The organism is Corynebacterium efficiens YS-314, assembly GCF_000011305.1.
Lineage (GTDB): Bacteria > Actinomycetota > Actinomycetes > Mycobacteriales > Mycobacteriaceae > Corynebacterium > Corynebacterium efficiens.
In genome coordinates, this window is record NC_004369.1 from 2,010,744 (window position 1) to 2,036,995 (window position 26,252).

General features: G+C 63.9%; 25 protein-coding genes. 5 read left to right on the forward strand and 20 right to left on the reverse strand.

From position 1 onward, the window contains the following. Positions 1-2: 2 nt before the first annotated feature. The 5 genes from map to dxr all read right to left on the reverse strand — a co-directional run bounded on the left by map (position 3) and on the right by dxr (position 6,760). The gene (gene map, locus CE_RS09485; protein ID WP_173362574.1) at positions 3-878 is read right to left on the reverse strand and encodes a type I methionyl aminopeptidase; all 876 of its coding nucleotides are present in this window, start codon (positions 876-878) and stop codon (positions 3-5) included. A gap of 98 nt (positions 879-976) precedes the next feature. Then, a complete protein-coding gene (locus CE_RS09490; RefSeq protein ID WP_006767904.1) occupies positions 977-2,833 on the reverse strand; it encodes a penicillin-binding transpeptidase domain-containing protein in 1,857 nt (618 codons plus the stop codon). A gap of 140 nt (positions 2,834-2,973) precedes the next feature. After that, positions 2,974-4,149: a flavodoxin-dependent (E)-4-hydroxy-3-methylbut-2-enyl-diphosphate synthase gene (gene ispG / locus CE_RS09495; protein ID WP_081447212.1), complete on the reverse strand. Its 1,176-nt coding sequence runs from the start codon at positions 4,147-4,149 to the stop codon at positions 2,974-2,976. Between the two features lie 162 nt (positions 4,150-4,311). Then, positions 4,312-5,526 carry a M50 family metallopeptidase gene (locus CE_RS09500; RefSeq protein WP_006767906.1) on the reverse strand — a complete coding sequence of 405 codons (1,215 nt, stop codon included), beginning with the start codon at positions 5,524-5,526 and terminating at the stop codon, positions 4,312-4,314. A 49-nt stretch (positions 5,527-5,575) separates the two neighbouring features. Then, a complete protein-coding gene (gene dxr / locus CE_RS09505) occupies positions 5,576-6,760 on the reverse strand; it encodes a 1-deoxy-D-xylulose-5-phosphate reductoisomerase (RefSeq protein ID WP_006767907.1) in 1,185 nt (394 codons plus the stop codon). 385 nt (positions 6,761-7,145) lie between these two features. Here dxr and CE_RS09510 point away from each other — a divergent pair, with 385 nt between their 5' ends. Continuing rightward, positions 7,146-7,577 (forward strand): DUF2631 domain-containing protein, encoded by a 432-nt coding sequence (locus CE_RS09510; protein WP_035108934.1) that lies wholly within the window; start codon positions 7,146-7,148, stop codon positions 7,575-7,577. Positions 7,578-7,779: 202 nt separating this feature from the next. On the opposite strand, the gene rlmN is transcribed toward CE_RS09510, so the two are convergent. Continuing rightward, complete coding sequence (gene rlmN, locus CE_RS09515) at positions 7,780-8,889, reverse strand: 23S rRNA (adenine(2503)-C(2))-methyltransferase RlmN (RefSeq protein ID WP_011075666.1); 1,110 nt, start codon at positions 8,887-8,889, stop codon at positions 7,780-7,782. Between the two features lie 193 nt (positions 8,890-9,082). Here rlmN and CE_RS09520 point away from each other — a divergent pair, with 193 nt between their 5' ends. Next, positions 9,083-9,514 (forward strand): LapA family protein, encoded by a 432-nt coding sequence (locus CE_RS09520; protein WP_006767910.1) that lies wholly within the window; start codon positions 9,083-9,085, stop codon positions 9,512-9,514. A 90-nt stretch (positions 9,515-9,604) separates the two neighbouring features. On the opposite strand, the gene CE_RS09525 is transcribed toward CE_RS09520, so the two are convergent. The 5 genes from CE_RS09525 to rpsB form a co-directional block, all read right to left on the reverse strand. Continuing rightward, positions 9,605-10,498, reverse strand: a complete 894-nt coding sequence (locus CE_RS09525) for a phosphatidate cytidylyltransferase (RefSeq protein WP_006767911.1) — start codon at positions 10,496-10,498, stop codon at positions 9,605-9,607. Between the two features lie 153 nt (positions 10,499-10,651). After that, entirely contained in the window at positions 10,652-11,209 is a 558-nt protein-coding gene (gene frr / locus CE_RS09530; RefSeq protein ID WP_006767912.1) for a ribosome recycling factor, read from the reverse strand. 67 nt (positions 11,210-11,276) lie between these two features. After that, positions 11,277-12,008: a UMP kinase gene (gene pyrH / locus CE_RS09535; RefSeq protein WP_011075668.1), complete on the reverse strand. Its 732-nt coding sequence runs from the start codon at positions 12,006-12,008 to the stop codon at positions 11,277-11,279. Positions 12,009-12,309: 301 nt separating this feature from the next. After that, positions 12,310-13,137 carry a translation elongation factor Ts gene (tsf, locus tag CE_RS09540; RefSeq protein ID WP_006767915.1) on the reverse strand — a complete coding sequence of 276 codons (828 nt, stop codon included), beginning with the start codon at positions 13,135-13,137 and terminating at the stop codon, positions 12,310-12,312. A gap of 210 nt (positions 13,138-13,347) precedes the next feature. Beyond that, positions 13,348-14,178, reverse strand: a complete 831-nt coding sequence (gene rpsB / locus CE_RS09545) for a 30S ribosomal protein S2 (RefSeq protein WP_006767916.1) — start codon at positions 14,176-14,178, stop codon at positions 13,348-13,350. 481 nt (positions 14,179-14,659) lie between these two features. Between rpsB and CE_RS09550 the strand changes: the two genes are divergently transcribed. Continuing rightward, positions 14,660-15,157 carry a M23 family metallopeptidase gene (locus tag CE_RS09550; protein WP_231295016.1) on the forward strand — a complete coding sequence of 166 codons (498 nt, stop codon included), beginning with the start codon at positions 14,660-14,662 and terminating at the stop codon, positions 15,155-15,157. On the opposite strand, the gene CE_RS09555 is transcribed toward CE_RS09550, so the two are convergent. The 5 genes from CE_RS09555 to CE_RS09575 form a co-directional block, all read right to left on the reverse strand. Continuing rightward, positions 15,105-15,995, reverse strand: coding sequence for a tyrosine recombinase XerC (locus CE_RS09555; RefSeq protein ID WP_006767918.1), 891 nt, complete (start codon positions 15,993-15,995; stop codon positions 15,105-15,107). The two genes, CE_RS09550 and CE_RS09555, sit on opposite strands and share 53 nt — an antisense overlap. Before the next feature lie 313 nt (positions 15,996-16,308). Next, positions 16,309-17,511, reverse strand: coding sequence for a DNA-processing protein DprA (dprA, locus tag CE_RS09560; RefSeq protein WP_173362609.1), 1,203 nt, complete (start codon positions 17,509-17,511; stop codon positions 16,309-16,311). 5 nt (positions 17,512-17,516) lie between these two features. Then, entirely contained in the window at positions 17,517-19,040 is a 1,524-nt protein-coding gene (locus CE_RS09565; protein ID WP_006767920.1) for a YifB family Mg chelatase-like AAA ATPase, read from the reverse strand. Beyond that, positions 19,027-19,395: a YraN family protein gene (locus tag CE_RS09570; protein WP_006767921.1), complete on the reverse strand. Its 369-nt coding sequence runs from the start codon at positions 19,393-19,395 to the stop codon at positions 19,027-19,029. Before CE_RS09570 ends, CE_RS09565 begins: the two co-directional genes overlap by 14 nt. A 162-nt stretch (positions 19,396-19,557) precedes the next feature. Beyond that, positions 19,558-20,175, reverse strand: a complete 618-nt coding sequence (locus CE_RS09575; RefSeq protein ID WP_041628379.1) for an excalibur calcium-binding domain-containing protein — start codon at positions 20,173-20,175, stop codon at positions 19,558-19,560. A gap of 120 nt (positions 20,176-20,295) precedes the next feature. Here CE_RS09575 and CE_RS09580 point away from each other — a divergent pair, with 120 nt between their 5' ends. Further along, a complete protein-coding gene (locus CE_RS09580) occupies positions 20,296-21,510 on the forward strand; it encodes an IS4-like element ISCef4 family transposase (RefSeq protein ID WP_011074783.1) in 1,215 nt (404 codons plus the stop codon). Positions 21,511-21,724: 214 nt separating this feature from the next. Here the strand turns inward: CE_RS09580 and CE_RS09585 are convergent, their stop codons facing one another. The 3 genes from CE_RS09585 to lepB form a co-directional block, all read right to left on the reverse strand. Next, positions 21,725-22,030, reverse strand: a complete 306-nt coding sequence (locus tag CE_RS09585) for a DUF2469 domain-containing protein (protein WP_006767923.1) — start codon at positions 22,028-22,030, stop codon at positions 21,725-21,727. After that, positions 22,020-22,715: a ribonuclease HII gene (locus CE_RS09590; protein WP_006767924.1), complete on the reverse strand. Its 696-nt coding sequence runs from the start codon at positions 22,713-22,715 to the stop codon at positions 22,020-22,022. The genes CE_RS09585 and CE_RS09590 overlap by 11 nt, the downstream gene beginning before the upstream one ends. Positions 22,716-22,781: 66 nt before the next feature. After that, the gene (gene lepB, locus CE_RS09595; RefSeq protein ID WP_006767925.1) at positions 22,782-23,597 is read right to left on the reverse strand and encodes a signal peptidase I; all 816 of its coding nucleotides are present in this window, start codon (positions 23,595-23,597) and stop codon (positions 22,782-22,784) included. 97 nt (positions 23,598-23,694) lie between these two features. Here lepB and CE_RS09600 point away from each other — a divergent pair, with 97 nt between their 5' ends. Next, positions 23,695-25,440, forward strand: coding sequence for an ABC transporter ATP-binding protein (locus tag CE_RS09600; protein ID WP_011075675.1), 1,746 nt, complete (start codon positions 23,695-23,697; stop codon positions 25,438-25,440). Here the strand turns inward: CE_RS09600 and CE_RS09605 are convergent, their stop codons facing one another. Continuing rightward, a complete protein-coding gene (locus CE_RS09605; protein WP_143758452.1) occupies positions 25,441-26,037 on the reverse strand; it encodes a hypothetical protein in 597 nt (198 codons plus the stop codon). Positions 26,038-26,252: the final 215 nt, after the last annotated feature.

Consider the following 26,252-nt stretch of genomic DNA (forward strand, 5'->3'; position numbering starts at 1 on the left):
GGTCAGATATTCTCGTCCGGGAGGGTGAGGATCTCGTTGCCGTCCTCGGTGATGACGATGGTGTGTTCGAACTGGGCGGTGAACTTCCGGTCCTTGTTCTGGACGGTCCAGCCGTCATCCCAGATCTCGTAGTCGAGGGAGCCCAGGTTGATCATCGGTTCGATGGTCAGGGTCATGCCCGGGACGAGGAGATCCCGGTACTGGGTGCTGTCATAGTGCAGCACGATCAGACCGTTGTGGAAGGTCGGGCCAATGCCGTGGCCGGTGAAGTCACGCACCACGTTGTAGCCGAAGCGCTTGGCGTAGGACTCGATGACGCGTCCGATGATGTTGATCTCCCGCCCGGGCTTGGCGGCGCGGATGCTGCGCATCAGCGCCTCCTCCGTGCGCTCGACCAGCAGGCGGTGTTCCTCGGAGACATTCCCGGACAGGAACGTGGCGTTGCAATCGCCGTGGACACCGTGCTTGTAGGCGGTGACATCGATATTGACGATGTCCCCGTCCTGGATGACGGTGGTATCCGGGATGCCGTGGCACACAATCTCATTGAGGGAGACGCACACGGACTTGGTGAAACCCCGGTAGCCCAGATCCGAGGGGTAGGCGCCGTGGTCACACATGTATTCATGGGCGATGCGGTCGATCTCATCGGTGGTCACGCCCGGGGCCACAGCGGCGCCGGCAACCTTGAGGGCGTTGGCTGCGATGCGGGAGGTCTTGCGCATCGCCTCGATGACCTCAGGGGTCTGCACATAGGGCTCTCCGATGGCTTCCAGCACCTCGTCCTTCCACACATATTCAGGGCGTTCAATGTGGGCGGGGACCTTCCGGATGGGGGTTGGTTCTCCTGGGACAAGCGGTGCGCGCAGTGTAGACATGGTCACCATGCTAGTACCCCGGCCCCGGGGGAGCCGAACCGGGGCGGTGGGGCTGTCGGGGACCGGTAGGGCCTTCCTGCGGGCCCCTCCCCTGGGCATCACCCCTGCGCGGTGGTGGTCGGCTGTCGCTCGGCCCGCATCTCATCGAGTCGGATGAAAAACCGGTCGGTGATGGCTGTGGCGGTTTCCGATCCCCCGCCGAGCACCACCAGGGTGGCGAACGCGATGTCGTCCTCGCGGTATCCCGTCAACCAGGAGTGCGAACCCTCGTTGATCTCGGCCTCACCGGTCTTGGCGTAGACCTGGCCACCGGTCTGCTGCATGCCACGGGCCGTGCCACCGTTGACCACGGAGGCCATCATGGTCTGCAGCTGGGAGATCGCGGCCGGGTCGGGGGCCGGTGGCTGCTCACTGGCGGTGGTTTCATGCCCGGAGATGAGCACCGGGGTCGGGGTCCGTCCCGCGGCTGCGGTTGCGGCCACCAGTGCCATGCCGAACGGGCTGGCCAGGTCGAGTCCCTGGCCATAACCGGCCTCGGTGCGGTCGAGGGCGGTCTCCCCCTCGGGGACACTGCCGGTGATGGTGTCCAGGCCCGGGATCCGGTAATCGATTCCCAGACCGAACTGCTTGCCCACGTCCTGCAGTTCCCCCGGTGCGAGGCGGGTGGACATGTCGGCGAAGGTGGTGTTGCACGAGGAGGCGAATGCGCGGTCCAGGGAGGTGGTGCCGAGGGAGAACCCGTTGTAGTTGGTCACGATGCGCCCGTAGATGTTCATGGTTCCGGGACACGGTACCGGTGTGCCGGGGGTCAACCCCTGATTCTGGATGCCGGCGGCCGCGGTGATGATCTTGAAGGTGGAGCCGGGTGGGAACATGCCCATCAGTGCGAGGTTGCCGTCCTTGTCCGCCTCCCTGGTCTGGGCAACGGCAAGGATCTCACCACTGGAGGGGCGCACAGCTACCAGCATGGCCTGCATCTCCTGCCGCATGTCCACCGCCTCCTGCGCCGCGCGCTGCACATCGTGATCGAGGCTGATGCGCACACTGGGAGCCAGCTCGGGGGCATGGTAGACCACATCATCGATCACGGCGCCGTTGGCGGTAACGATGGACACCCGCCACCCATTGGAACCATCGAGTTCCTCATCGACGATGCGGGCAACTCGGGAGACGATGTCAGGTGCGAAGGAGGGGTCGGTGGAGACCATGGCGGCCTCATCGTTGAAGACGATCCCCGGCACCCCGGCCAGGTCCTGCTCCAGCTCCCGCCCCAGGGTCTCATCGACGGTGACCAGGGAATAGGGGGTGTCACCCAGTTGGGACACCACCTCATCGGCATCGATGCGCGGCACCCGAGGGTCACGGGTGTGGGCCTCCTCCAGGGCGGTGGCGACCCTCTTCACCGCTGCGGCGGCATCGGAGGACTCCGCGGGGTCGACCAGGATGCGGTAGGTGGTGCCCGGCTGCAGCACGGGGACACCGTCGGAGGAGATGACACTGGCGCGCTGGGCGTTGACGGCCCGCAGTTCCAGGTGCTGGTTGGCCCCCAGCTGCGGATGGACAAGGGACGGCTGCCAGCGCACAGTCCACTCATCAGCCATCTTGGTCAGGGTCATCGATGCGTCATAGGTGAGCTGACGGTCCCGGGGCAGTTTCCAGGTGACGGTGTAGTTGGCAGTGGCGATGGACTCCCGGGACTGGACATCGCCGAGGGTCAGTTCCACATCCTCGGCCTGCAGCCCCTCGTAGGTGGTCTGCATCGTGGTGGCGGCCAGATCCGCCTGGTCCGTGATCCCGGTGAAGGCCTCGTAGTCCTGGTTGTCCCAGGCCTCCAGGAAATCAGCGGCGACCGGGTCGGCGGTGTCCGGACGTGGGGTGCAGGCGATGAGACCCCCGGATGCCATGACCGTCGTCATGACCACTGCCACCACGGATCTGCGCCACGCCTTCTTCATGCGTGAAGATTAACAAAGCTCACCGCACGCTCCCACCTCCCACACCGTGGGTGTTTTCACATCTTCCCCCGCAGGTCGCCCGCATGAAAAACCGGCCGTCGGTCACGGGAGGTGATCGACGGCCGGGAAGGCGGGAAGGTCTAGCTCGTGACCTTGACCTCGGCTTTCATGCCGGAGGCCTCGGCGGCAGCCAGGACCTCGGGGTCCATGGTCTCGGCGATGCGCATCGCCTCCTCGATGAGGGTCTGGACGATCTGGGACTCGGGCACGGTCTTGATGATCTCGCCCTTGACGAAGATCTGTCCCTTGCCGTTTCCGGAGGCGACACCCAGATCGGCATCACGGGCCTCACCGGGGCCGTTGACCACACAGCCCATGACGGCCACGCGCAGGGGAACCTCGAGTCCGTCGAGTCCCTCGGTGACCTCCTCTGCCAGCTTGTACACATCAACCTGGGCACGGCCACAGGACGGGCAGGAGACGATCTCCAGTTTGCGGGGCCGCAGGTTCAGTGACTGCAGGATCTGATCGCCGACCTTGATCTCCTCGACCGGATCAGCGGACAGGGACACGCGGATGGTGTCACCGATGCCCTGGGAGAGCAGTGCACCGAAGGCCACGGATGACTTGATGGTTCCCATGAACTTCGGGCCGGCCTCGGTCACACCGAGGTGCAGCGGGTAGTCGCACTTCTCCGCCAGCTGGCGGTAGGCCTCCACCATGAGGACCGGGTCGGAGTGCTTGACGGAGATGGCGATGTCACCGTAGCCGTGCTCCTCGAAGAGGCTGGCCTCCCACAGGGCGGACTCCACGAGTGCCTCCGGGGTGGCCTTGCCGTGGTACTTGTCCAGGATGCGCTTGTCCAGGGAGCCACCGTTGACACCGATGCGGATGGGGATGCCGGCATCACCTGCGGCCTGGGCGACCTCCTTGACGCGGCCATCGAATTCCTTGATGTTGCCGGGGTTCACACGGACAGCGGCACAGCCTGCGTCAATCGCGGAGAAGATGTACTTGGGCTGGAAGTGGATGTCGGCGATCACGGGGATCGGTGACTTCTTGGCGATGATGGGCAGCGCCTCGGCATCGACGGGTTTCGGGCACGCCACGCGCACGATGTCGCAGCCACTGGCGGTCAGCTGGGCGATCTGCTGCAGGGTGGCGTTGATGTCATGGGTCTTGGTGGTGGTCATCGACTGCACCGAGATCGGGTGATCGGATCCGACACCGACCGATCCGACCATCAGCTGGCGGGTTTTACGTCGCGGAGCCAGAACTGGAGGTGGGGTTGGGGGTAGACCGAGACCGATTGGCATAGACACGTTAAATGCTCCTTGGTGCGGCAGAGTCAGAACCGGTGGGTTCCCCGGCTGCCGTGAAACGTTCCGGGTTGAAGTCAGTTATGTCAGGAAAGTCTATCACTGCGGGTGGATTCAACAGAGACGGCAAATAGATCAGGCCACGTCCCCACCGGGGTCCTAACCGAACAACCTGATCGGGTTGACCACATCGGCGATGATGACGGTGGCACCGACGGACAGCAGCAGGGCTGCCATACCGACGGTGATCGGCATGAGCCGGGTGTAATCTGCCGGGCCGCCCGGGGTCTTGCCACGCAGTTTCCGGAAGAAGTCCCGGATGCGTTCGTACAGCACCACGGCGATATGTCCGCCGTCGAGCGGGGGCAGTGGGACCAGGTTGAACAGGGCGAGGAAGAAGTTCAGGCTGGCCAGCATCATCATGAACATGTCCCACATGGACCGTTCCACCAGTTCCCCACCGATGCGGGAGGCACCGACCACACTCATCGGGCCGTCGATCTCGCGTTCTGCTCCGAAGATGGAGGCCACCACGCCCGGGATCTTGCCGGGGAAGGCCAGCAGGCCCTCGAATGTGGCCTCAATCATGTCCCCGGTGAAACGTGCAGTTGCTCCCACACCCTCGACCGGGCCGAATTTCTTATACACATCGGTCGGTGGCTGGCTGGTCACGCCGATGGCGCCGACGGTCACCTCGCGGCCACTCGCATCCAGGCGGGTGGCCTCCTCGACGATGACGGGGACGTCGACAAGCACCCCGTCGCGCTCGATGCGCAGGGTGACGGTCTCACCCGGCAGCTGCTGGACGGTGTCGCGCACCTCCTCGAAGGTTTCCACCTCTCGGTCCCCCACCGCCAGGATCCGGTCCCCGACGCGCACCCCCGCCTCGCCGGCCGGCCCGGTGCCGAGACACTCGGAGAGGGTGGTGGCGTCGATCTGGCGATCGGGCACACACTGCACGGAACCGACGCGGGCACTGAAGTCGGCATCCGGGTTCGGGATACCGGAGGTCACCGCCACCCCGTAGAGCACAACGAAACCGACTATGATGTTCATCGCCACACCACCGGAGAGCACGATGATGCGCTGCCACCAGGGTTTCAGGTACATCGCCCGGTGTTGCTCATCGGGTTCAAGCTCATCCTGCGCGGTCATCCCCGCGATGTCGCAGAAACCACCGACCGGGACGGCTTTGAGGCCGTAGACCGTCTCACCGCGACGGACGGAGAATACACTGGGGCCGAAACCGATGAAGAACCGGCGGACCTTCATCCCGAAGGCCCGGGCGGTGATGTAATGGCCCCACTCGTGAAGCGCGATTGTTACTGCGATGCCGAGAAAGAACAGCACCACACCGACGAGATAGGCTGCCACGCGGTGGAGCTCCTAACTAACTGCTGATGAAAACCTCAGGGGGATGACGCTAACGGGCCAGCCGGTCAATGAGCTGATTCGCGCGCGCACGGGCCTCGGACTCGGTGGCCAGAATGTCATCGACATCTGAGGATACACCAGCAAACTGGGAAGCCCCCTGGAGTATTTCCGACACCACATCAACGATCTGTGGGAAACGGATGCGCCCGGCGAGGAAGGCCGCGGCGGCCTCCTCGTTGGCGGCGTTGTACACCGCGGGGAAGGTGCCCTTCTGCTTTGCGACGTCGCGTGCCAACTGCACGGCCGGGAACGCGGCGTCGTCGACAGGCTCGAAGGTCCAGGTGTGGGCCTGCGTGAAATCAAGGGCTGGCTGCGCACCCGGTACGCGGTGCGGCCAGTTCATGGCCAGCGCGATCGGCAGCTTCATCGACGGCGGGGATGCCTGAGCGATGGTGCAGCCATCCCTGAAGGTGATCATCGAGTGGATGATCGACTGGGGATGCACCGTGACATCGATGAGGTCGGCATCGGTGTCAAAGAGCAGGGTCGCCTCGATCAGTTCCAGGCCCTTGTTGATCAGGGTGGCGGAATTGAGGGTGTTCATCTGCCCCATGGACCAGGTCGGGTGGGCGGCCGCCTGCTCCGGCGTGACCTCCCACATCTGCTCCCGAGTCCAGCCGCGGAATGGGCCACCGGAGGCGGTCAGCACGATGCGCGCGACCTCCCCCTCGGTCCCGCTGCGCAGGCACTGAGCCATGGCGGAGTGCTCGGAGTCAACGGGGATGATCTGCCCGGGTCGTGCCTGGGCCATCACGAACTCACCGCCGGCCACCAGCGATTCCTTGTTGGCCAGCGCCAGGTGGGCACCGGAACGCAGCGTCGCGAGTGTGGCACCCAGCCCCATGGAACCGACCAGGGCATTGAGGACCGCATCGGCCGGGTCGGTGGCCTGGACCGATTCCACCAGTGTCTGTGCAGCATCGGGGCCGTCGATGACGGTGCCGCCGAGAGCCTCCCCCACCTCGCCGGCCGCCTGCTTCCCCGCCACCGCCACCTGATGCGGCCGGAGGTTGAATGCCCGGGCCTGCTCAATGACCAGGCCGGGATTGGACCCGCCCGCGGCGATGCCCACGAGGGTGAACAGATCGGGGTTGTCAGCGATGACCTCCAACGCCTGGGTTCCAATCGAACCGGTGCTGCCGAGGATGAGAATCTTTGTAGTCACGGACACCATTGTTACATCCACCCCGGGGTTTGGCGGATTCCCGGGTGGACCATGATGCACGGTGTACGGTCCACGGTGTACCGTCCACGGTGATCGGGACGGTGAGGGGCGGGACATTCCGACGATGCTTACCGACGATCCAGGCCCCCGGTGAGGTGGAACTGGTCGCGGCGGGTGCCCGGGTACACCCGTTTGGGGCAATACTAAGGATGGGGTTCTGGGAAAACCCGGCAGGCGAAGCCCGTTCCTGCAGCTCAGAGCAGCATGGAGCGACATACGCCACAGGGGTTTTTTAGCGTCGCCAGGGGAAATGTGAGAACATGAACGGAAGTAAACCAAGTTCTGTAGGTGCGCGCCGATCTCCATCAGCGGTGTGCGAATGAAGGAGTATGACGTGGCTGGTTCCTCCCACAAGATTGAGCCCGAGATCTACAACGGTGTCTCCACCCTTGATGAGCCGTCGGCAGCATGGGGCTGGCATGACATCGGACGTAACGCGATCCAGATTTCCGGATGGATCTCCGTGCTGTTCCTGCTCGGTTTCAACTTCGGCAACCACAAGGGTCATGTCGAGACGATCTGGCTGCTCGTCCTCGCCGCACTGATCGCCATCGGCCTGCTGATCCACCTGTTCGAGCCCAAGCTCTCCCAGGTCCGCACCCTCACCGCCCGCAACAAGCCGCTCGGCCACGTTGAGCCTGACTGGAACTACGACCAGGCCACCCTGTCCGGCACCTGGGGTGGGCTGACCGACAACCAGCTGCGTTCTGTCAACATCGATCCTGAGCGTGTCCGTCACCTGCGTCTGGAGGAAAAGAAGAAGTAGGGTTTGCCCCACTCTTCCCCCGGGAGTCCGAATTTCTTCGGGCTCCTTTTTTCATCTCTCCTGCCCCCGGGGGCTTTCCCGCCCCCGGTGAACATGGAACAACATCAGGGGCGGGACCTATCCGGTGTCGGATAGGTCCCGCCCCCTGATGCCTCACACAGACGCTTCACCCGGAACGAACCGGGTGCGGTTATGCCAGAGACTACTTCTCCTCGGAGTTCTCCTCCGCGGCGAGCTGACCACAGGCCGCTGCGATCTCCTGGCCCTTGGTGTCACGCACGGTGCACGGCACCCCCTGGGCGATGACACGACGGACGAACTCGTCCTGACGTTCACGCGGGGAGGCATCCCACTTCGAACCCGGGGTCGGGTTCAGGGGGATGAGGTTGACATGCACGCGGGAGCCGAGCGCCTTGTGCAGCTTCTGCCCCAGCATGTCGGCACGCCAACCCTGGTCATTGACATCACGGATGAGAGCGTACTCGATGGAGACACGGCGGCCGGACTTGTCGGCGTAGTAACGGGCAGCGTCGAGCACCTCGGCGACGGACCAGCGGTTGTTCACCGGCACGAGCTCATCCCGGAGTTCATCGTCAGGGGTGTGCAGCGAGACAGCGAGGGTGACGGACATGTCTTCGTCGGCAAGCTTCCTGATCGCCGGTGCCAGACCGACGGTGGACACGGTGACGCTGCGCTGGGAGATGCCGAAACCCTCCGGGGACGGCTGGGTGATCTGCCGCACCGCAGAGACCACGCGTTTGTAGTTGGCCAGTGGCTCGCCCATACCCATGAACACGATGTTGGACAGGCGCCCACCCTCGGCCTGCATGGTCGCGGCGGCGTTGCGGACCTGGTCGACGATCTCACCGACGGACAGGTTACGGTCAAGACCACCCTGTCCGGTCGCACAGAACGGGCAGGCCATGCCGCAACCGGCCTGCGAGGAGATGCACAGCGTGGCGCGATCCGGGTAGCGCATGAGCACAGACTCCAGGAGGGTGCCGTCATGGAGCTTCCAGAGGGTCTTCTGGGTGTTCTCATCATCGGCCTCGACGACGCGGATGGGTTCCATCAGCGTCGGGAAGAGGGCGTCCTTGACCTTAGCGCGGGCAGCCTCGGGTAGGTCGGTCATGGTCATCGGATCGGCTTCGAGCCGGCCGTAGTAGTGGCGGGCGATCTGATTGAGTCGGAACTTGGGCAGGCCGAGCTCAGAAAGCGCCTCGATCCGTTGTTCATCGGAGAGGTCTGCGAAATGAGCCGGTGGCATACCGCGTTTGGGGGCAGAAAATACCAGGGGTAAGGGTGTAGCCATAATATTCCCATTGTTGCACGTCGGGGACTGATCAGTCTAACTCCGGAGCGCGGGATCACCCGGGGTGCCCGGGTGTGATGCGGGCAGCCCACCGGCCGGGTGCTTATCGACGCCCACCCCACGCAGTCCATCAGTTATATATCAATAGCGTGGATAGGTGGCGGAAACCCGGGTTCGCGAGTTCAATGATGTTATGACCAAGGACCGATCACATCCCGACGGTGTTCCCCACACCGTCCCCCACACCGGTGAGATTCCCGCGGCCGGTGACACCGGTGACACCACTGCCCCGGTGCCGGCGCTGCGGGGGGAGGATCCCGACCCGATTGGCCATGCCGATGACACACGCAAGGATGCAGCACCGGCATCCACCCGCACCCTGGCCGGTGGGACCTGGGTGGCACTTGTGGTCGGGGCGCTGCTGCTGGTGGCCCTGCTCATCTTCATCCTGCAGAACCAGGCACCGGTGGAGATGAACATCTTCACCTGGACCTTCGAGATCCCCGCGGGTATCGCCTATCTGCTCAGTGCGATCACCGGTGCGTTGATCATGGCCATGGTCGGTGGGGTCCGCATGTTCGAGTACCGTCGTAAGATCAAGAAGATCCAGAAGGCCCTGTCCTGATCAGCCTCCCAGGGAGTCAAAGAAGGGGCCCGCACCGGGGCTGAACTACTACCCCGGGGACGGGCCCCTCCTGATGGTCACACCTGCGTGTCACCCCGCGTAGGAGCTGCTCACCACGCTGAGAATCAACCAGGTGACCATCGCTGAGGGCAGCATCCCGTCGAGACGGTCCATCAGCCCACCGTGTCCGGGCAGCAGATTGGACATGTCCTTGATGCCGAGGTCCCGTTTGAACTGGGATTCCACCAGGTCACCGAGGGTGGCGCAGACAACCAGACAGATACCCAGGATGACACCGAGCCACCAGTGGTGGTGCAGCAGGAAATGCACCGTGATGGCACCGGTGAGCGATCCCAGGAGGATGGAACCGGCAAAACCCTCCCAGGATTTCTTCGGGCTGACCGCCGGCGCCATGGGGTGGGCGCCGAAGAACACGCCAGCTGCATAACCACCCACATCGGACCCCACCACGCACAACATGAAGGTGAGGATGAAGAAGGTCCCCGGGACGTCGTTGTTCTCCATCAGCGACAACATCGCCGCGAAGCTGCCGAACAGTGGGATCCAGGTGAGCACGAAGATACCCACTGAGGTATCCCGCAGGTAGTTCCTGGCCTCCTTCTCGGGGCCGTTGTAGAAGATCCGGAAGAACATCAACACCAAGACGGTGGCCACATAGGAGGCCAGGATCCCGGAGGTCTCAAACGGCCAGGAACACCACACCATGGCCTGCCCACCGATGATCATGATCGGCATGGGCAGGTGGTAACCGGCTTCCTTCAGGCGGCCACAAACCTCCCAGGTCGCCACGGCAACAGCGCCGGCGACAACGAGGTACCAGCCCCAGGGGCTGAGTAGGATGCCGACGATGACCAGGAGTCCGAGACCGACACCCACGCCGACGGCCGCCTTGAGATCACGACCCGCACTATTTTTCGGTTTGGGCATCCGCACGGTCCGGTGATGGTGCTCCGGCTCACTCATGGGGTTCTCCTCGGGGTTTAAACTGATGAAACGCAGATCGCGTCATCCGCATCCCCAGGGGTGATACCACCGGGCACACGGGAAACAGAAGAAAGCGCCGCTCCCCCGCACTGACTGTGACGACGAAACGACGACTCCTGGATGATGGGGGCTCTAGACCTCCATCAACTCGGCTTCCTTCCGGGCAACAATCTCATCAACCTGCTCGACATAGTGGGCGGTGATCTTGTCCAGTTCCTTCTCGGCTGCAGCGACCTCGTCCTCACCGAACTCGCCGTCCTTCTGAAGCTTCTTCAGCTGCTCCATGCCCTTGCGGCGGACATTGCGGATGGCGATCTTGCCGTCCTCGCCCTTGCCCTTGGCGATCTTGACCATATCGCGGCGGCGTTCCTCGGTGAGCTGCGGAATGGTCACGCGGAGGACCTGACCATCGTTGGTGGGGTTGACCCCGAGATCAGAGTTACGGATGGCGTTTTCAATAACACCCATAGAGCTCATCTCGTACGGCTTGATGATCAGCATGCGTGGCTCCGGCACGGAGATACTGGACATCTGGGTGATCGGGGTGGGCACGCCATAGTACTCAGCCAGGACACCATTGAACATCGCCGGGTTGGCCCGTCCGGTGCGGATGGTGATCAGGTCCTCGCGGGTGTGCTCCACGGTGTTGGACATGCGTTCTTCGGAATCGAAGAGGATCTCATCAATCATTAAAGTTTCTCCTGTGCTTTCGCAGTTCAGGACTTCTTGCGGAAGCCGTGTTCTCTAGACAAATCTATCAGGATTGGACGAGCGTGCCGATACGCTCGCCGTTGACGGCGCGGGCAATATTGCCGTCGGTCAGCAGGTTGAAGACCAGGATCGGCATGTTGTTGTCCATGCAGAGGCTGAAGGCGGTGGCATCGGCGACCTTGAGGGATTTCTCGATGACCTCCTTCGGGGTGATCTCGGTGAACAGCTCGGCATCCGGGTTGGTTCGCGGATCAGCGCTGTAGACACCGTCGACGGCCTTGGCCATGAGCAGGACATCGCACCCGATCTCCAGCGCACGCTGAGCGGCGGTGGTGTCGGTGGAGAAGTACGGCATACCCATGCCAGCACCGAAGATGACCACACGGCCCTTCTCCAGGTGACGTTCCGCCCGGAGGGGCAGGTAGGGCTCCGCGACCTGTGCCATGTTGATGGCGGTCTGGACACGGCATTCCACACCGTGCTGTCCGAGGAAGTCCTGCAGCGCCAGGCAGTTCATGACGGTGCCGAGCATGCCCATGTAGTCCGAGCGGGCGCGGTCCATGCCGCGCTGCTGCAACTCGGCACCGCGGAAGAAGTTGCCACCGCCGATGACCACGGCGATCTCCGCACCGCTCTTGGCCACCTCGGCGATCTGGCGGGCGACATTGTCGACCACATCGGGGTCGATGCCAACCTTGCCACCACCGAACATTTCACCTCCGAGCTTCAACATCACGCGCTTGTAGCTGTTGCGGGGTTCTATACTCGAGGTGGTCACCGGGGCGTTCTCCTTCGGTTGTTGTCGACAGACCCCTCTGTGGGTCTTCGTCTGTCTTATGGGTCTGCCCCTGGGGCATTCCCGTTACTGGCATCTGATCTTACAGTGTCACGGACGCACCGGCGGGGAGGGTGCGCACATGGGTGAGGATGTCACGGCGGTACCCACCGGCGGGTGGGGATTGCGCGCATGATTCAGCCCCGCACATCAGAGAAATATCGATGTGCGGGGCTGAGTGCGGTGTACTCCCGGGAAACGGGTGTTCACCACGGCCGGGGATCATGATCCCCGGGAGACGGCCTTAAGCCTGGCCAACCTCGAAGCGGGCGAAGGCGGTGACGGTGGCACCGGCCTCGTCCAGCAGAGCCTTGACGGTCTTCTTGCTGTCGGCAACGGAAGCCTGCTCCAGGAGCACGTTCTCCTTGTAGAAACCGTTGAGGCGACCCTCGACGATCTTCGGGATAGCCTGCTCTGGCTTGCCCTCCTCGCGGGTGATCTGCTCAGCGATGGAGCGCTCCTTCTCGATGACCTCTGCGGGGACATCCTCGCGGGTCAGGTAGGAGGCACGCAGAGCAGCAATCTGCATGGCGGCCTGGCGTGCAGCAGCCTCGGCCTCCTCGCCCTCACCGGTGTAGGCGACCAGAACGCCGACTGACGGCGGCAGGTCAGCGGAGCGGTGGTGGAGGTAGACGGCGACGTTGTCACCCTCGAGGGTGACGGCACGACGCAGCTCGAGCTTCTCACCGATCTTGGCGGAGAACTCCTGCAGTGCATCCTGAGCGGACTGGCCGTCGACGTCCACGGCTGCGAGCTCCTCGGGGGAGTTTGCCTTGGCGGCAGCGGCAGCCTCGGCGATCTTGGCAGCGAAGTTCTTGAACTCATCGTTCTTGGCCACGAAGTCGGTCTCGGAGTTGACCTCGATCATGGTGTTGCCGGAGACGGCAACCAGGCCCTCGGTGGCGTTGCGCTCAGCGCGCTTGCCGACGTCCTTGGCACCCTTGATGCGCAGGATCTCAACAGCCTTGTCGAAGTCGCCAGCGGACTCCTCCAGGGCCTTCTTGCAGTCGAGCATGCCGGAACCGGTGAGTTCGCGGAGCTTCTTAACATCCGCAGCGGTGTAGTTCGCCATTAGGGGGCGATCCTCCTTATGTATGGATAATTAATGCTTTACAAGCCTAGGTTAGGGCACATCTGCCCAGCCCGCCCGTCCTAGGTGATCGTACATGGAGCACCCGGACCGGTGCGGGAGACTGCCCGAAAAGCCCCCACGTCGCGTGAAATTTTAGGTGAAAAGTTCCATCGTCGTGGGGGCTTGTGGGGTGCAGCTGTTGTTTACAGCTTATTCAGCTGCGTTCTCCTGCTGTGCCTCGGCTGCAGGAGCCTCGGTTGCGGGGGCCTCTTCGGTAGCAGCAGCCTCGGCTGGTGCGTCCTCGGACTTGGGCTCGCCGGCAGCTTCACGTGCGGCGGCCAGCTGACGCTCCTCGCGTGCCTTCTTGCCCTCTTCCACAGCGGTGGAGATGACGCGGGACAGCAGAGCGGTGGCGCGGATGGCGTCGTCGTTGCCCGGAACCGGGTAATCGACAACGTCAGGGTCGCAGTTGGTGTCCAGGATGGCAACCACAGGGATGTTCAGCTTGTGCGCCTCGGCGACAGCGATGTGCTCCTTGTTGGTGTCGATGATCCACAGAGCGGACGGGATGCGGCTCATGTCAGCGATACCGCTGAGGACACGCTCCAGCTTGACGCGCTCGCGGGTCAGCATGAGGGTCTCGCGCTTGGTGCGGCCCTCGTAGCCGTCCTCAGCAGCGTCCATCGCCTGGAGTTCCTTCATGCGGTGCAGACGCTTGGACACGGTCTGGAAGTTGGTCAGCATGCCGCCGAGCCAGCGGTGGTTCACGTACGGCATGCCGACGCGCTCCGCCTCAACCTGGACAGCTTCCTGTGCCTGCTTCTTGGTGCCGACGAACAGGATGGTGCCACCGTGGGCGACGGTCTCCTTGACGAACTCGAAGGCCTGATCGATGTAGGTCAGGGTCTGCTGGAGGTCGATGATGTAGATGCCATTGCGCTCGGTGAAGATGAAACGACGCATCTTCGGGTTCCAGCGGCGGGTCTGGTGGCCGAAGTGCACACCAGCATCGAGAAGCTCTCGCATGGTTACGACTGCCATGGTAAGCCCCTTTCTTTAAGTTTTGGATTTCGGTTTTGAAAAATGTTGTGCAGGTTTTAATCCTGCACCCTAGCGATGGGTTACCTGCCCAACACCCACAACAGTGACTGTTCTGGGACCTGGTTGAGCTAGGTATTCGAATAGATCCCCGAAATACCACCGCGCGTAGTCAATGACCCCGGGACTCCCTTCCGCGTTGGCGGGGATAGATCCGGGCACACTGCTGGCAACAGTTTACACAGGCTGACCTGCCCCTCCAAACGGTGGGAGGAGACTGTGGATAACCTCTTCCCGGATCCTTCCCCACCTGTCACAACCGTTTCACCATCCACAGGGGCGTGCGGCCACCGGTGACAGTGGTGAGGTTATGGGTGACCATCGCGGTATGAGAATCATGAATCATCTGATCCACCCTGCCAAGCGGCGCGTAACACACCACCTCCGACATCTGCTCCAGTCGCTGTTTGCGGTCCTTATTGTATTGGCAGTACAGCTTTCCTTCCTGCCGGGCGCAGGGGCCGCAGAGACCTATGTCAATCCGGCCTCGGGACTGCCCCGGGCAGGTACCGTGCTGCGGGCTTTCGACAAGCCGGAGCACAACTGGTTGTCGGGACACCGCGGGGTTGACCTGCCCCTGGCGATCGGCGCGGATGTACTCAGCGCCGGTGACGGTGTGGTGGTCTTCGCCGGGATGGTCGCCGGGACGCCGACGATCTCCATCGACCATGCCGACGGGGTGCGCACCACCTACCAGCCGGTGCACGCCCACGTCTCCGCAGGGGATCCGGTCGTCGCCAAGCAGGCCATCGGCACGCTGGGGCATCCGACCACGGCGTACCCCGGCCTGCAGTGGGGTGCACGGATCGGGGATGACTACATCAACCCCGTCGGACTGCTGCCCACCCCCACCATCCGGTTGAAACCGCTCAGGCCCGCGGATGCGCCTGCCGGAAGGCCTCCAGCAGACGCTGGGAACTGACGTGGGTGTAGATCTGGGTGGTCTGCAGGGAGGAATGCCCGAGCATCTCCTGGACCTGACGCAGGTCCGCCCCTCCGTCGAGGAGGTGGGTGGCGGCGGTGTGGCGCAGGGAGTGGGGTGAGAGATGGTCCGCCCCGGCGACCTGCGCCGTCCGGTCGACGATTCTGCGGATCTGCCGGGCATCGATGCGCCCTCCGCGCACACCCACGAACATGGCATCCTCGACCTTCGCCATCCGGTCCCGCGCCTCAAGCCACTGCTCCAGCGCATCTGCGGCAGCCTTGCCGAAGGGGATCATGCGTTCCTTGTCGCCCTTGCCGAGCACCCGGACCATCCGCCGGTGATGGTCCACATCGCCGAGGTCCAGGCCACACAGTTCGGAGACACGCATCCCCGTGGCATACAGCAGTTCCAGGATGGCGCTGTCGCGGCGGAACTCATCCTCGGTGTCGGCGGCGGCGCTGCCCATGAACTCCCCCGCCTGGACCTCTCCCAGCACCCGCGGCAGGTTGCGCGTGACCTTCGGCGATACCAGGCGGGCGGCCTCATCACCGCTGATGAGACCGTTCTTGACGGCCCAGGTGGAAAACGACTTCACCGATGCCGTGCGTCGGGCCAGCGTGGCCCGGCTCTTACCCTCCTCCACGGCCCGGCCCAGCCAGGCGCGTAGGTTGGGCAGGGTGAACTCCGTCAGGTCCGGGATGGTGGCGGCCATGTGGCGCAGATCCGACCGGTACCCCCGGACCGTCGCATCGGAGCGCCCCACCACCAGGATGAGATAATCGCAGAAATCTTCAATCGCCTCCAGCATCTGTGACTGCCTGGGGTCATCGCCCATCGTGCCATCCCACCCTTCCCTACCGGCCCCTGCCGGCTCCAATAGTTGCCCATCAGCTGCGGAAAGCAGAAGAAGGCGACACGTCCACCGGAGAACGTGTCGCCTTCACTTCTGACTCACCCATAATGCATAACCCTAGCGTTCCCGGAACCGGGTGGGGGTGTGGTGCGTTTCCACAGTGACACCGCCACACGGTTTCCAGGTGGGAGCTCAGGGAACCAGCCCGAACCCTGAAGCACTTTACTTAGGCTTGCCTCACCCACATTATCCGCGCGTGAACCGCCGCGCAAGCCTTTTCCCACCCTTTTCTGCTCTACCCACCACCGGTGTCACCTCCCGCGTCAGCCCCCTGTTCAGCGAGCCTGGCCCACCGCACCCCTTCCCTGGCAACCAGACCGCGGGAGTTCAGATCCACAAGCAGATGGATCACCAGGGCCAGGGTCAGGCCGGTCTCGGTGGCCACCTCCGCGGCCTCACGTGGGTGTCGGCCCAGCGCATCGTAGACCCGCAGTTCATTTCGGCTGAGTCCCTGGATCGGGTTGGCCGCATAGTTGAGTTCATACTGCGCCTGGGCATCCATGCCACCGATCGCACCCAGCAGCGAGCGGATCTCATCACCACTGCACACCATCTGGGCGTGACCGTTGCGGATGCGTTCATGGCAGCCGAGGGACCCGGCGGTGGTGACCGGTCCCGGCACCGCCATGGCCACCCGCCCCAGGCCCGCACACCAGCTCAGGGTGTTCAGCGCCCCGGAACGCCAGGCCGCCTCGGTGACCACCGTCCCCTGGGACAGGGCCGCGACCAGCCGGTTGCGGGTGAGAAACCGGTGTCGCTGCGGTGGTGTGCCCGGGGGATATTCCGTCACGATGGCCCCGCCCCTGTTCACGACCTCCTCGAACAGGCCCCGGTTGTGGGCCGGGTAGGAACGGTCCAGACCACATGCCGCGACCACGACGGTGGTTCCCCCGGCGCGCAGGGCGGTGGTGTGGGCAACGGTGTCCACTCCCAGCGCCCCGCCGGAGATGATCGTCCACTGGTGGGGCACGAGGTTGTCGACGATCATGGCGGTGACCTCCCGTCCGTATTGGCTGACCGCCCGGGTGCCCACCAGGGCTACCGCCTGGGCGGTCAGGGACCGCAGGTCACCACCCCGCACCCACAGTGCATGGGGTGGGACGGCATCGTCCTGGTAGGTGCGGACATGATCGCTCATGCCCGAGGCCGCGAACCCGAAGGCATGGTCGAGTTCCGTCGCTGGCCATTCCCGGTCCTCCGGTGTAATGAGTCGGCCACCCAGCGCGAGGATCTGCTCCAGGTCCTGCTGAGCCACATCCCACTCGTAGCGGGAGGCCGTCTCCCTGAGAAGGTCCCCGATCCACGGTTCACGGTGTTTCACCGCATGCGCAATGGCCTCGGGATCACGTCCCTGCTTCAACAGGGTCTGCAGGTGCACGCTGGGGCCCTCCACCACGCGGGAGAGGTAGGCCCACGCCCGGAGCCGGTCGGTGATCATCGCGCTCATGCCGCCACCTCCACCCCGGTGGTGCCCCGCAGTTCCAGGGCCCGCGCCACGTGGTCCAGATCCGGCCTGGTTCCACCGTCGAGGTCACACAGGGTCCAGGACAGTTTCAGTGCGCGGTCCACCCCACGCTGTGAGACCACCCCGTCGGCGAGGAAGACCCCGAGGTAGGCCATCGCCTCCTCGGAGGCGGGGAACTCCCGGCGCATCCGGTGCGGGTCGACGGTGGCGTTGACCGTGTCACGCAGCCCGGCCCGCGACCACCGTGATGCTTGTCGACGCCGCGCCTCCCGCACCCTCTCAGCGATCGGCGCGGTAGCCTCCTCCCCGGTGTTGACGAGCACCGACCCCTTCGCGTGTGTCCGGACCACGAGGTCCAACCGGTCCCGCAGCGGCCCGGACAGGTTGGTGAGATAGGACGCCCGGGCCGCGCCAGTACAGGTGCACTCGGTGGGCTGCTCCGCCCCGCACCGACACGGGTTGGCCGCCATCACCAGTTGGAACCGCGCGGGGAAGGTGATGTCCTGCCGCGAACGCACAATGCGGACACTGCCACATTCCAAGGGCGTGCGCAGGGTATCAAGCGTGGACGCTGGAATTTCGCTGACCTCATCCAGGAACAACACCCCGTGGTGCGCCAGGCTGACCGCGCCGGGCATGGGGTTGCCCGACCCCCCGCCCAGCAATGCGGCCCTGCTCACGCTGTGATGGGGTGCCACGAACGGGGCGCGCAGCACCGCCCCGTTGAAGGTCCGCCCCGCCACCGAATGAACGACGGTCGCCTCGATGCGCTGTTGCTCATCCAAAGGAGGCAGGAGTCCGGGCAGGCGCTGGGCGATCATGGATTTCCCCGACCCCGGGGGACCCAGCATCATCATGTGGTGTCCCCCGGCGGCGGCCACCTCGGCGGCGAACCGCGCCTCCGGTTGTCCCACCACATCGCGCATGTCCGGGTGGTCCCCCACATCGAGATCCAGCCCGAGGGGTGCCTGATCCAGCTCCATCAGCCCATCCAGCCAGGCGACAATGTCCCGCATGTGGGTGGCCAGGTGGACCCGGGGTTGCTCCATGAGACCCGCCTCGGCGAGGTTTCCGGCGGGGATGACCACGTCCCCCACGCCGTGGTCACGGGCGGCCAGCAGCGCCGGGAGCACCCCGGTGACCGGTACCAGTGACCCGTCGAGCGCCACCTCCCCCAGGAACATCGTGGCGGCGGCCCTGCTCCGGAAATCCCGGTCCTTGGTCTGTGCCGCCAACACCGCCACGGCCATGGCCAGGTCGATGTGGGAACCACTCTTGCGCACCGAGGCTGGCGAGAGGCTGATGATGACCTTGGTTTTGGGCCAGGCCAGAGAACTGTTCATCACCGCCGTCTTGATCCGGTCGCGGCTTTCGGTGATGGAGGCGTCGGGGAGCCCCACTACGTAAGTGCCCGGAAGTCCGGCACCAACATTGGCCTCCACCTGCACCACGGTGGCATTCACCCCGGACGGGGCGGTGGTCAGGGATCTACCGAGCGCCATCGTCAACCCCCTCGAAATGATCCAGCACATACCCTCCGGTGGTGGGATCGATGACCACCGTGACCACGTCGAAGCGGATCTCGCGGTAATGCCTGCCCTGCAGCCAGGTGGTGGCCGCGCGCCGCATCCGGGTGAGTTTGCGTCCCGTCACCGACTCGGCCGCACCGAAACCCGTCCCGCGCCTGGTTTTCACCTCCACGAACACGGTAGTGCCGTCCGAGTCCTCCACGATCAGATCCAGCTCCCCGAACGGATAGCGGACATTGCGTTCCACGATCCCGTAGCCGCGCCGGACGTAGTGGGTGGCCACGAGGTTCTCCCCCACCGCACCCAGTTTCTGTTTCTCGGTTTTCATGTGTCCCCCTGTCAATCGGTCATGTGCCCTGATTGGACCTCAGAGGAACCTCCCGGACAAGGACATGACAAAAGCCCCACAGGCCGGCCGGGGATGACGGTGATTCATCCACAGGCTCTGCCCTGCGGGGCTTGACAGAAGGGTTGTCAGTGGTCGGTTACTCTAGCGCGGATCCCGCTCGCAACCGACGCCGTCGTTGTCCCGGTCGAGGTGGCTGGCGTAACCCGGCTCCCCTCTCTTGATGGATCGGCCGATGGCATTCCACACAGCGGTGCAGTTCTTGTAGGAACGTGCCGTCGGAGCAGGGGCCGGGGCAGGTGCCGTCGGAGCAGGGGCCGGGGCAGGTGCCGGTGCGGCCTGACGCTGCACCCGGGCTGGAGCTGGCGCGGGAGCCGGAGCGGGCGCAGGTGCGGGTGCTGGAGCCGGAGCGGGCGCTGGGAGAGCCGGCGGGTTGGGGATGATCCCGGGCAGTGGGTTGGCGATCAGCCGCTGCTGAACAGCCCAGGTCAGACCTGCAGCGATGATGCCTCCGGTGGCCAGGACAGCGACCGCGATGGTGAGCTCGTCCCCGCTGCTAGTGGTGGCGAACTCCTCACCGGAGTCTTCAGCTTCCGCATCAGAGGACAAACCGGAAGACAGACCGGAGGACAGTTCGGCAGACAGGTATCCCTCGCTGGAGCCCGGGCTGGACAGCCCACTCTCCGAGGATGCCTGAACCGGGGAGATGGTGGCGGCAACCGCCACTGTGCCGGCGATGAGGCCAGTGAGAATTCTACGCATGGATAAATATTGACACACGCTGTGTCGAACCTTGGAATCCCCTGCCAGAACCTACCCCGGACGGGTGCGTGACACGATCTAATCCCAATGCCGTTAAGTTAGTGGGTGTAGTGTTGTGCTATGCCTCGACATGGACGGACACAACCTGATACTGATCGTCGGTTATCGGATTTAATCTCGGTGGGCCTGCTCACCCGGGTGTTTCCGGCCGATGTCGTGGACGAGGTCGTCGCGCAGGCCGGTCGTACCCAGCAACGATCCCGCATCCTGCCCTCCCGGGTAATGGTGTATTACACCATCACAATGGCTTTGAACTCCGATGGATCCTATGAGGATATCTACGCCGATCTCACCGATGGACTGTCCTGGGCCTGCAGGTGGGAGGAACAGGCAGTACCTGCTCCGTCACGCTCCGCGATTTTCCAGGCCAGGGTCAGGCTGGGACATGAACCGATGGCAGCGTTGTTTGCCCGTGTTGCCCAACCATTGGCCCGGCCGGGGTGGGAGGGGGCCTGGCTGGCGGGCAAACGCCTGTTGGCTGTTGATGGCACCACCTTGGATGTCCCGGATACGCCAGCCAATGTCGAGCATTTCGGGCGTCCCGGCACCGGACGTGGTCAGGCCGGGTACCCGCAGGCCCGTGTCGTGGCGATCGCGGAATGTGGATCACATGCGATCCTGGACGCGGTCATCGGCGGGCTGGGCACCGGGGAAACGACCCTGGCTGATGAACTGATCGACCGGCTGGATCCAGGCTCAGTACTGGTCGCTGATCGGGGGTTTTATAGTTTCCACCGGTGGGCTACCGCCCAGGACCGTGGTGCGGATCTGGTGTGGCGGATCCGGAACAATGTGAAACCACACCATGTGCGAACCCTGGAGGATGGAACATGGTTGGCCACGATTACCCCGAGCAGTGGGCCGGGGTGGCGGCAGGTTGCCCCAAGGATGGTGCGGGTGGTGGACTACCACATCGATACCGGTGACGATGAGGCTGGCATTGTCGACCAGCAGCATCGGTTGTTGACCACCTTGTTGGATCCTGATGAGGTGTCGGTGGAGGATCTGATCGCGGCGTATCACGCCCGGTGGGAGATCGAGAACACTTTCGATGAGTTGAAAACCCATCAGCGTGGACGAGAAAGGGTGTTGCGGTCAAAGTCCCCGGAGTTGGTGCGTCAGGAGATCTGGGGGCATCTGTGCTGCCACTACGCGATCAGGACACTGATGGCTGATGCGGCCACTGCCAGTGAGCACCCTCCGGTGCGGGTGTCATTTGTTAAGGCCTTGAAGCTTACCCGTCGTTCGGTGATCCAGGGCTCTTTTCCCCCCTGACGACCCGCACACCGCCCGAAGTTTATGGGATCGGGCAGTGTCTTGGCTGGCCAGGTACCTCAACCCACCGCGACGAAGGCGGAAGAATCCGCGGGTGATTAAACGAAAGATGTCGAAATGGCCGGTGAAACGATCCCATCATTGTGGTCGGCCACTCGGCCCAGTGGTCACCGTCATCCCACCACTAACTTAACGGTATTGGATCTAATCCCACCTACTCCGGGATGATCATCTCCGGTTTGTCCAGTTCCTCGATGTTGACGTCCTTGTAAGTGATCACCCGGACATAGCGCACGAAACGGGCGGAACGGTACATGTCCCAGACCCAGGCGTCCGACATGCGGACCTCGTGGTAGACATCGTTGCCGTTGGTGTGCGGGATCAGCTGCACGGCATTGGCCAGGTAGAAGCGTCGCTCAGTTTCCACAACGTAGGAGAACTGGCTGACCACATCGCGGTATTCGCGGTACAGCGACAGCTCAACCTCTGCCTCGTAGTTGTCGAGTTCCTCAGCGCTCATGTTCCACCTTCCCTGTGTTTTGAACCTCGGTGTCCGAGTGGGACAGTGCCCATTCCCGGTGTGCCTTCGCCACGTTGGCATAACTATATCGGTGCTGGGGGCTGGCACCGTGACGGCGCACCGCATCCATGTGCACCTTGGTGCTGTACCCCTTGTGCCCGGCGAGTCCGTACTGGGGAAACTGCTGCGCCATGTCGGTCATGATTTCATCACGGGTCTGTTTGGCCAACACGCTGGCGGCGGCGATGCACCGGGCGGAAGCATCACCGCCGGGGATGGGCAGGGAGGGACACGGCAGGCCAGGGATGCGGAAGGCATCGGTGAGCACATAACCGGGGCGCACCTCCAGGGCGGCCACCGCACGGCGCATCCCGGAGATGTTGGCGTGCTGGATGCCGAAACGGTCAATATCGGCTGCGGAGATATGGATCACCGACCAGGCCACCGCATGTTTCTTCACCAGGGGCATGAGCCTTGCCCGTACCGGGGGTGAGAGCTGTTTGGAGTCGGTGAGCACCGCGAGGTCCGCGATCGGCCGGTCGGGCAGGATGCAGGCGGCGATGCTGATCGGGCCGCAGCACGCTCCCCTGCCGGCCTCGTCCACACCGGCGACAGGGCCGAGCCCGTGGCGTGAGAGTGCGACCTCGTAGGTGCGCAGCTGTTTCAGGCGACGAATCGTTGCCATGCGTCACCCCCTACCCGGGTGGGCGGGTGGCAGGTGGTGCGGGAGGGGGCGTCGACAAGCGCGGGTTTAACCCTGGATGTCCGGGTCATCCACGCCACCGATGCGGCTGAACGGCAGGAAGATGAACTGGACTTTGCCCTTGATGTTCTCCTCCGGGATGGTGCCCTGGTACTCATCGCCGATGTGGGCGCGGGAATCCAGGGAGTTGGTGCGGTTGTCGCCCATCATGAAGTAGTTGCCCTCCGGCACGGTGATGGGACCGAAGTAGTTGCCACCGCAGGCCTCGGACCCGGAGTTGGGATCCACCGGGTACTGCAGGGGCTGCAGGGTGTAGCTGTCATCCACCTTCGCACCGTCGACCATGATCCCGGGGTCACCCTCCTGACAGGATACAGTCTGCCCGCCGGTGGCGATGATGCGCTTGACCAGGTCGTTTTCATCAGGGGCGACGAGACCGACATAGGATCCCAGGTTCTGCAGACCACGGATAGCCGCGTTGTCCGAGCGCTGGGTGGTGAACCCGACATTCCAGGAATCAGTGCCCTTGAACACCACGACATCACCCGGCTCGGGGTCGGTGAAGTAGTAGGAGACTTTCTCCACCATGATGCGGTCGCCGGTGCAGCCCTCACACCCATGCAGGGTGGGTTCCATGGAACCGCTGGGGATCATGTACGGGCGACCCACAAATGTCTGCAGGACGAAGATCAGCACCAGGGTGAGCACCACCACGATGGGAATCTCGATGTACCACGGGGTGGGCCTCTTCGCCGATTCCCCGGCCGCCTCGTCCTTCCCGGCACGCCTGCTACCACGCGCACCCTTCCCGCCCGGGGTCCGGGAGGGGTCGTTGATATTCGAGTCACCAGCAGAATCAGTCACGGGTGTTCACTCTAGCAGCGCCGGGCCCCGATCCCCTGCAACCACCGCGCCCACGGATGGATTGGCCCCACGGGACCGCCCCGTAGACTGATGTGTTGTGACCGTCAGCCAGAAACCCCCCTCCCCCACTGTGATCACCGCATCACGTCCGCCGTTCCGGGTGTTGCTCACCATGCTCGCCCACCACAAGGGTGCCCTGACGCTGGCACTGGTGCTGTCGGTGGCTGGCGCCGTGCTCTCACTGATGCAGCCACTTTTGATCAACAACATCATCTCCCGGATCGGGGAGGTGTCGGTGACCCCGCTGGTCTGGGGTCTGGTCGGTCTGCTCATCATCTCCTCCGTGGTGAGCGCACTGCAGTTGTACGTGATGACCCGGACCGCGGAATCAGCGGTCCTGACCACCCGCAGGCAGCTGGCAGCGCGGATGCTGCGCCTGCCGGTACGCGTCTATGACCGCCACCGTGCCGGTGATCTGGTCACCCGCCTGGGGTCGGACACCACCCTCATCCGCGCGGCGTTCACCGGGGGGCTTATCGACGCCATCGGTGGCACCGTGATGATGATCGGTGCGGTGATCCTCATGGCGCTTATCGACGTGTTGATGCTCTCCATCGTCCTCGCCGTGGTGGTGTTCACCATGATCGTGGTGATCGGCGTGTCCCGCCTGATCCAGAAATACACCAAGAAGGCCCAGGCGGCCGTGGGTGAACTGGGTGCGGACATGGACCGTGCGCTGGGGGCCATCCGCACCATCCGCGCCACCGGTGCGGAACCCCGCGTGGAGGAGGGCCTCAATGCCGATGCGCAGGAGGCCTTCGACATGGGTGTGGTGGTGGCCAAGATCGGTGCCGCCCTGCGTCCTGCCACCGGCCTGGCCATGCAGGGCAGTTTCCTGGTGGTCCTGGGCATCGGTGGTGCCCGGGTGGCCACCGGGGATATCACCGTGGCGGACCTGGTCTCCTTCGTGTTGTACCTGTTCATGGTGTCGATGCCCCTGGGTCAGATCTTCGGGGCGATCACCACCGTGCGTCAGGCCATGGGTGCCATCGAACGCATCTCGGAGATCATGGATGAGGAACCGGAACCCACCACCGGTGCACCGGCACAACCCGCCCGGGATCTCACCTTCGAGAATGTCACCTTCAGCTATGACGGGGAGACCACGGTGCTGGAGGATGTCAGTTTCCACATTCCGGCCGGGAAGAAAACAGCGTTCGTGGGTCCCTCCGGGTCGGGTAAATCCACCATCCTGGCGCTGATCGAGCGGTTCTACGACATTGACTCCGGTCGCATCCTGCTGGGTAGTCAGGACACCGCGGAGTTGTCCCGCGCCTCGGTGCGCAGCATCATCGGTTATGTGGAGCAGGAGGCCGCGGTGCTGTCCGGAACCGTCCGGGAGAACCTGTTGCTCGGTTCCGCCGACGCCAGCGATGAGCGGTGCTGGTGGGCCCTGGACCAGGTGAATCTGCGTGCCCGCATGGAGGAGGCCGATGGATTGGACACCGTCCTGGGTGACCGGGGGTTGAGTCTGTCCGGTGGTCAGCGCCAGCGTCTGGCGCTTGCACGCATGCTGCTCATGGACACCCCGGTGCTCCTGCTCGATGAGCCCACCAGTGCGGTGGACTCCCAGAATGAACAGCTCATCCTCGATTCCATCGACGCCATCGCCGAGGACCGCACCCTCGTGGTGGTCGCCCACCGACTCTCCACAGTCACCGACGCGGATCAGATCATCGTCATCGACGTCGGACGCGTGGTGGCCACCGGCACCCATACAGAGTTGCTCACCAACAGTCCGATCTACCGGGATCTGGCCTCCCGGCAGCTGCTGGACAAATAGTCACAGGGGTGGAAGGGCGGCGAGGAGGGCGTCGAGAAGCGACGCGTCATAGCGGCGGTCCCGGGGGCGCAGCGCGTTGATATCCACATCCCACCCCAGCACACGACCCGGATCCACCACATCCAGCGCCCGGTACCATTCCCGCATCGGTTCGATGAGCTTGAGGTGGAGCTCGAAGTCGGTGCGTTCACGCGAGGTGTCCTTGTCCCGGCGTTCCCGGAGGACCTCGGGGGCGGGGAATTCCACCAGCACCGTGTCGACGAAACCGATGCGTTTTTCCACCAGCGCCTCCCGGACCAGCTCACTTTCGAGCTCGAAGCGCTCTGCCGGTACCGCTCCGATCCGGGCGAGGGACCAGGTGTGGTGCAGTTTCATGGGATCGGTATCACACACCGCCAGGCCGGTGTCCCCCTCCAGAATCCGGGCGGTATTCCAGCGGGAGGTGCTCACATTCGCCCAGTAATGGGCCGGCACCTCTATATCATCACTGTCGGGTTCCCTGCCCGTGGGCCGGTACTCCGTGACAAAGGTCTGGTCCAGCCCCCGACAGAAGGTGGTCTTACCGGCGGCGCTCGGCCCCTCCACTGCGATGATCATGAACTCCACAGTAGAGGACAGGAACCTCATCACACCGGGATTCCGTCCCATCGCACAGTCGGCTACTTTTCTGTACACTGTCGGTATTTCCCACAGGATCCGGTCATCCGACCGGTCCCTGCGACCCCGAGAGAATGAATGAGGTATCGACTCCTAATGGAGCCCCCCGCGCGATCTATCTGGCCCGCCCACACTGACTTCGACGTGTTGAGGCG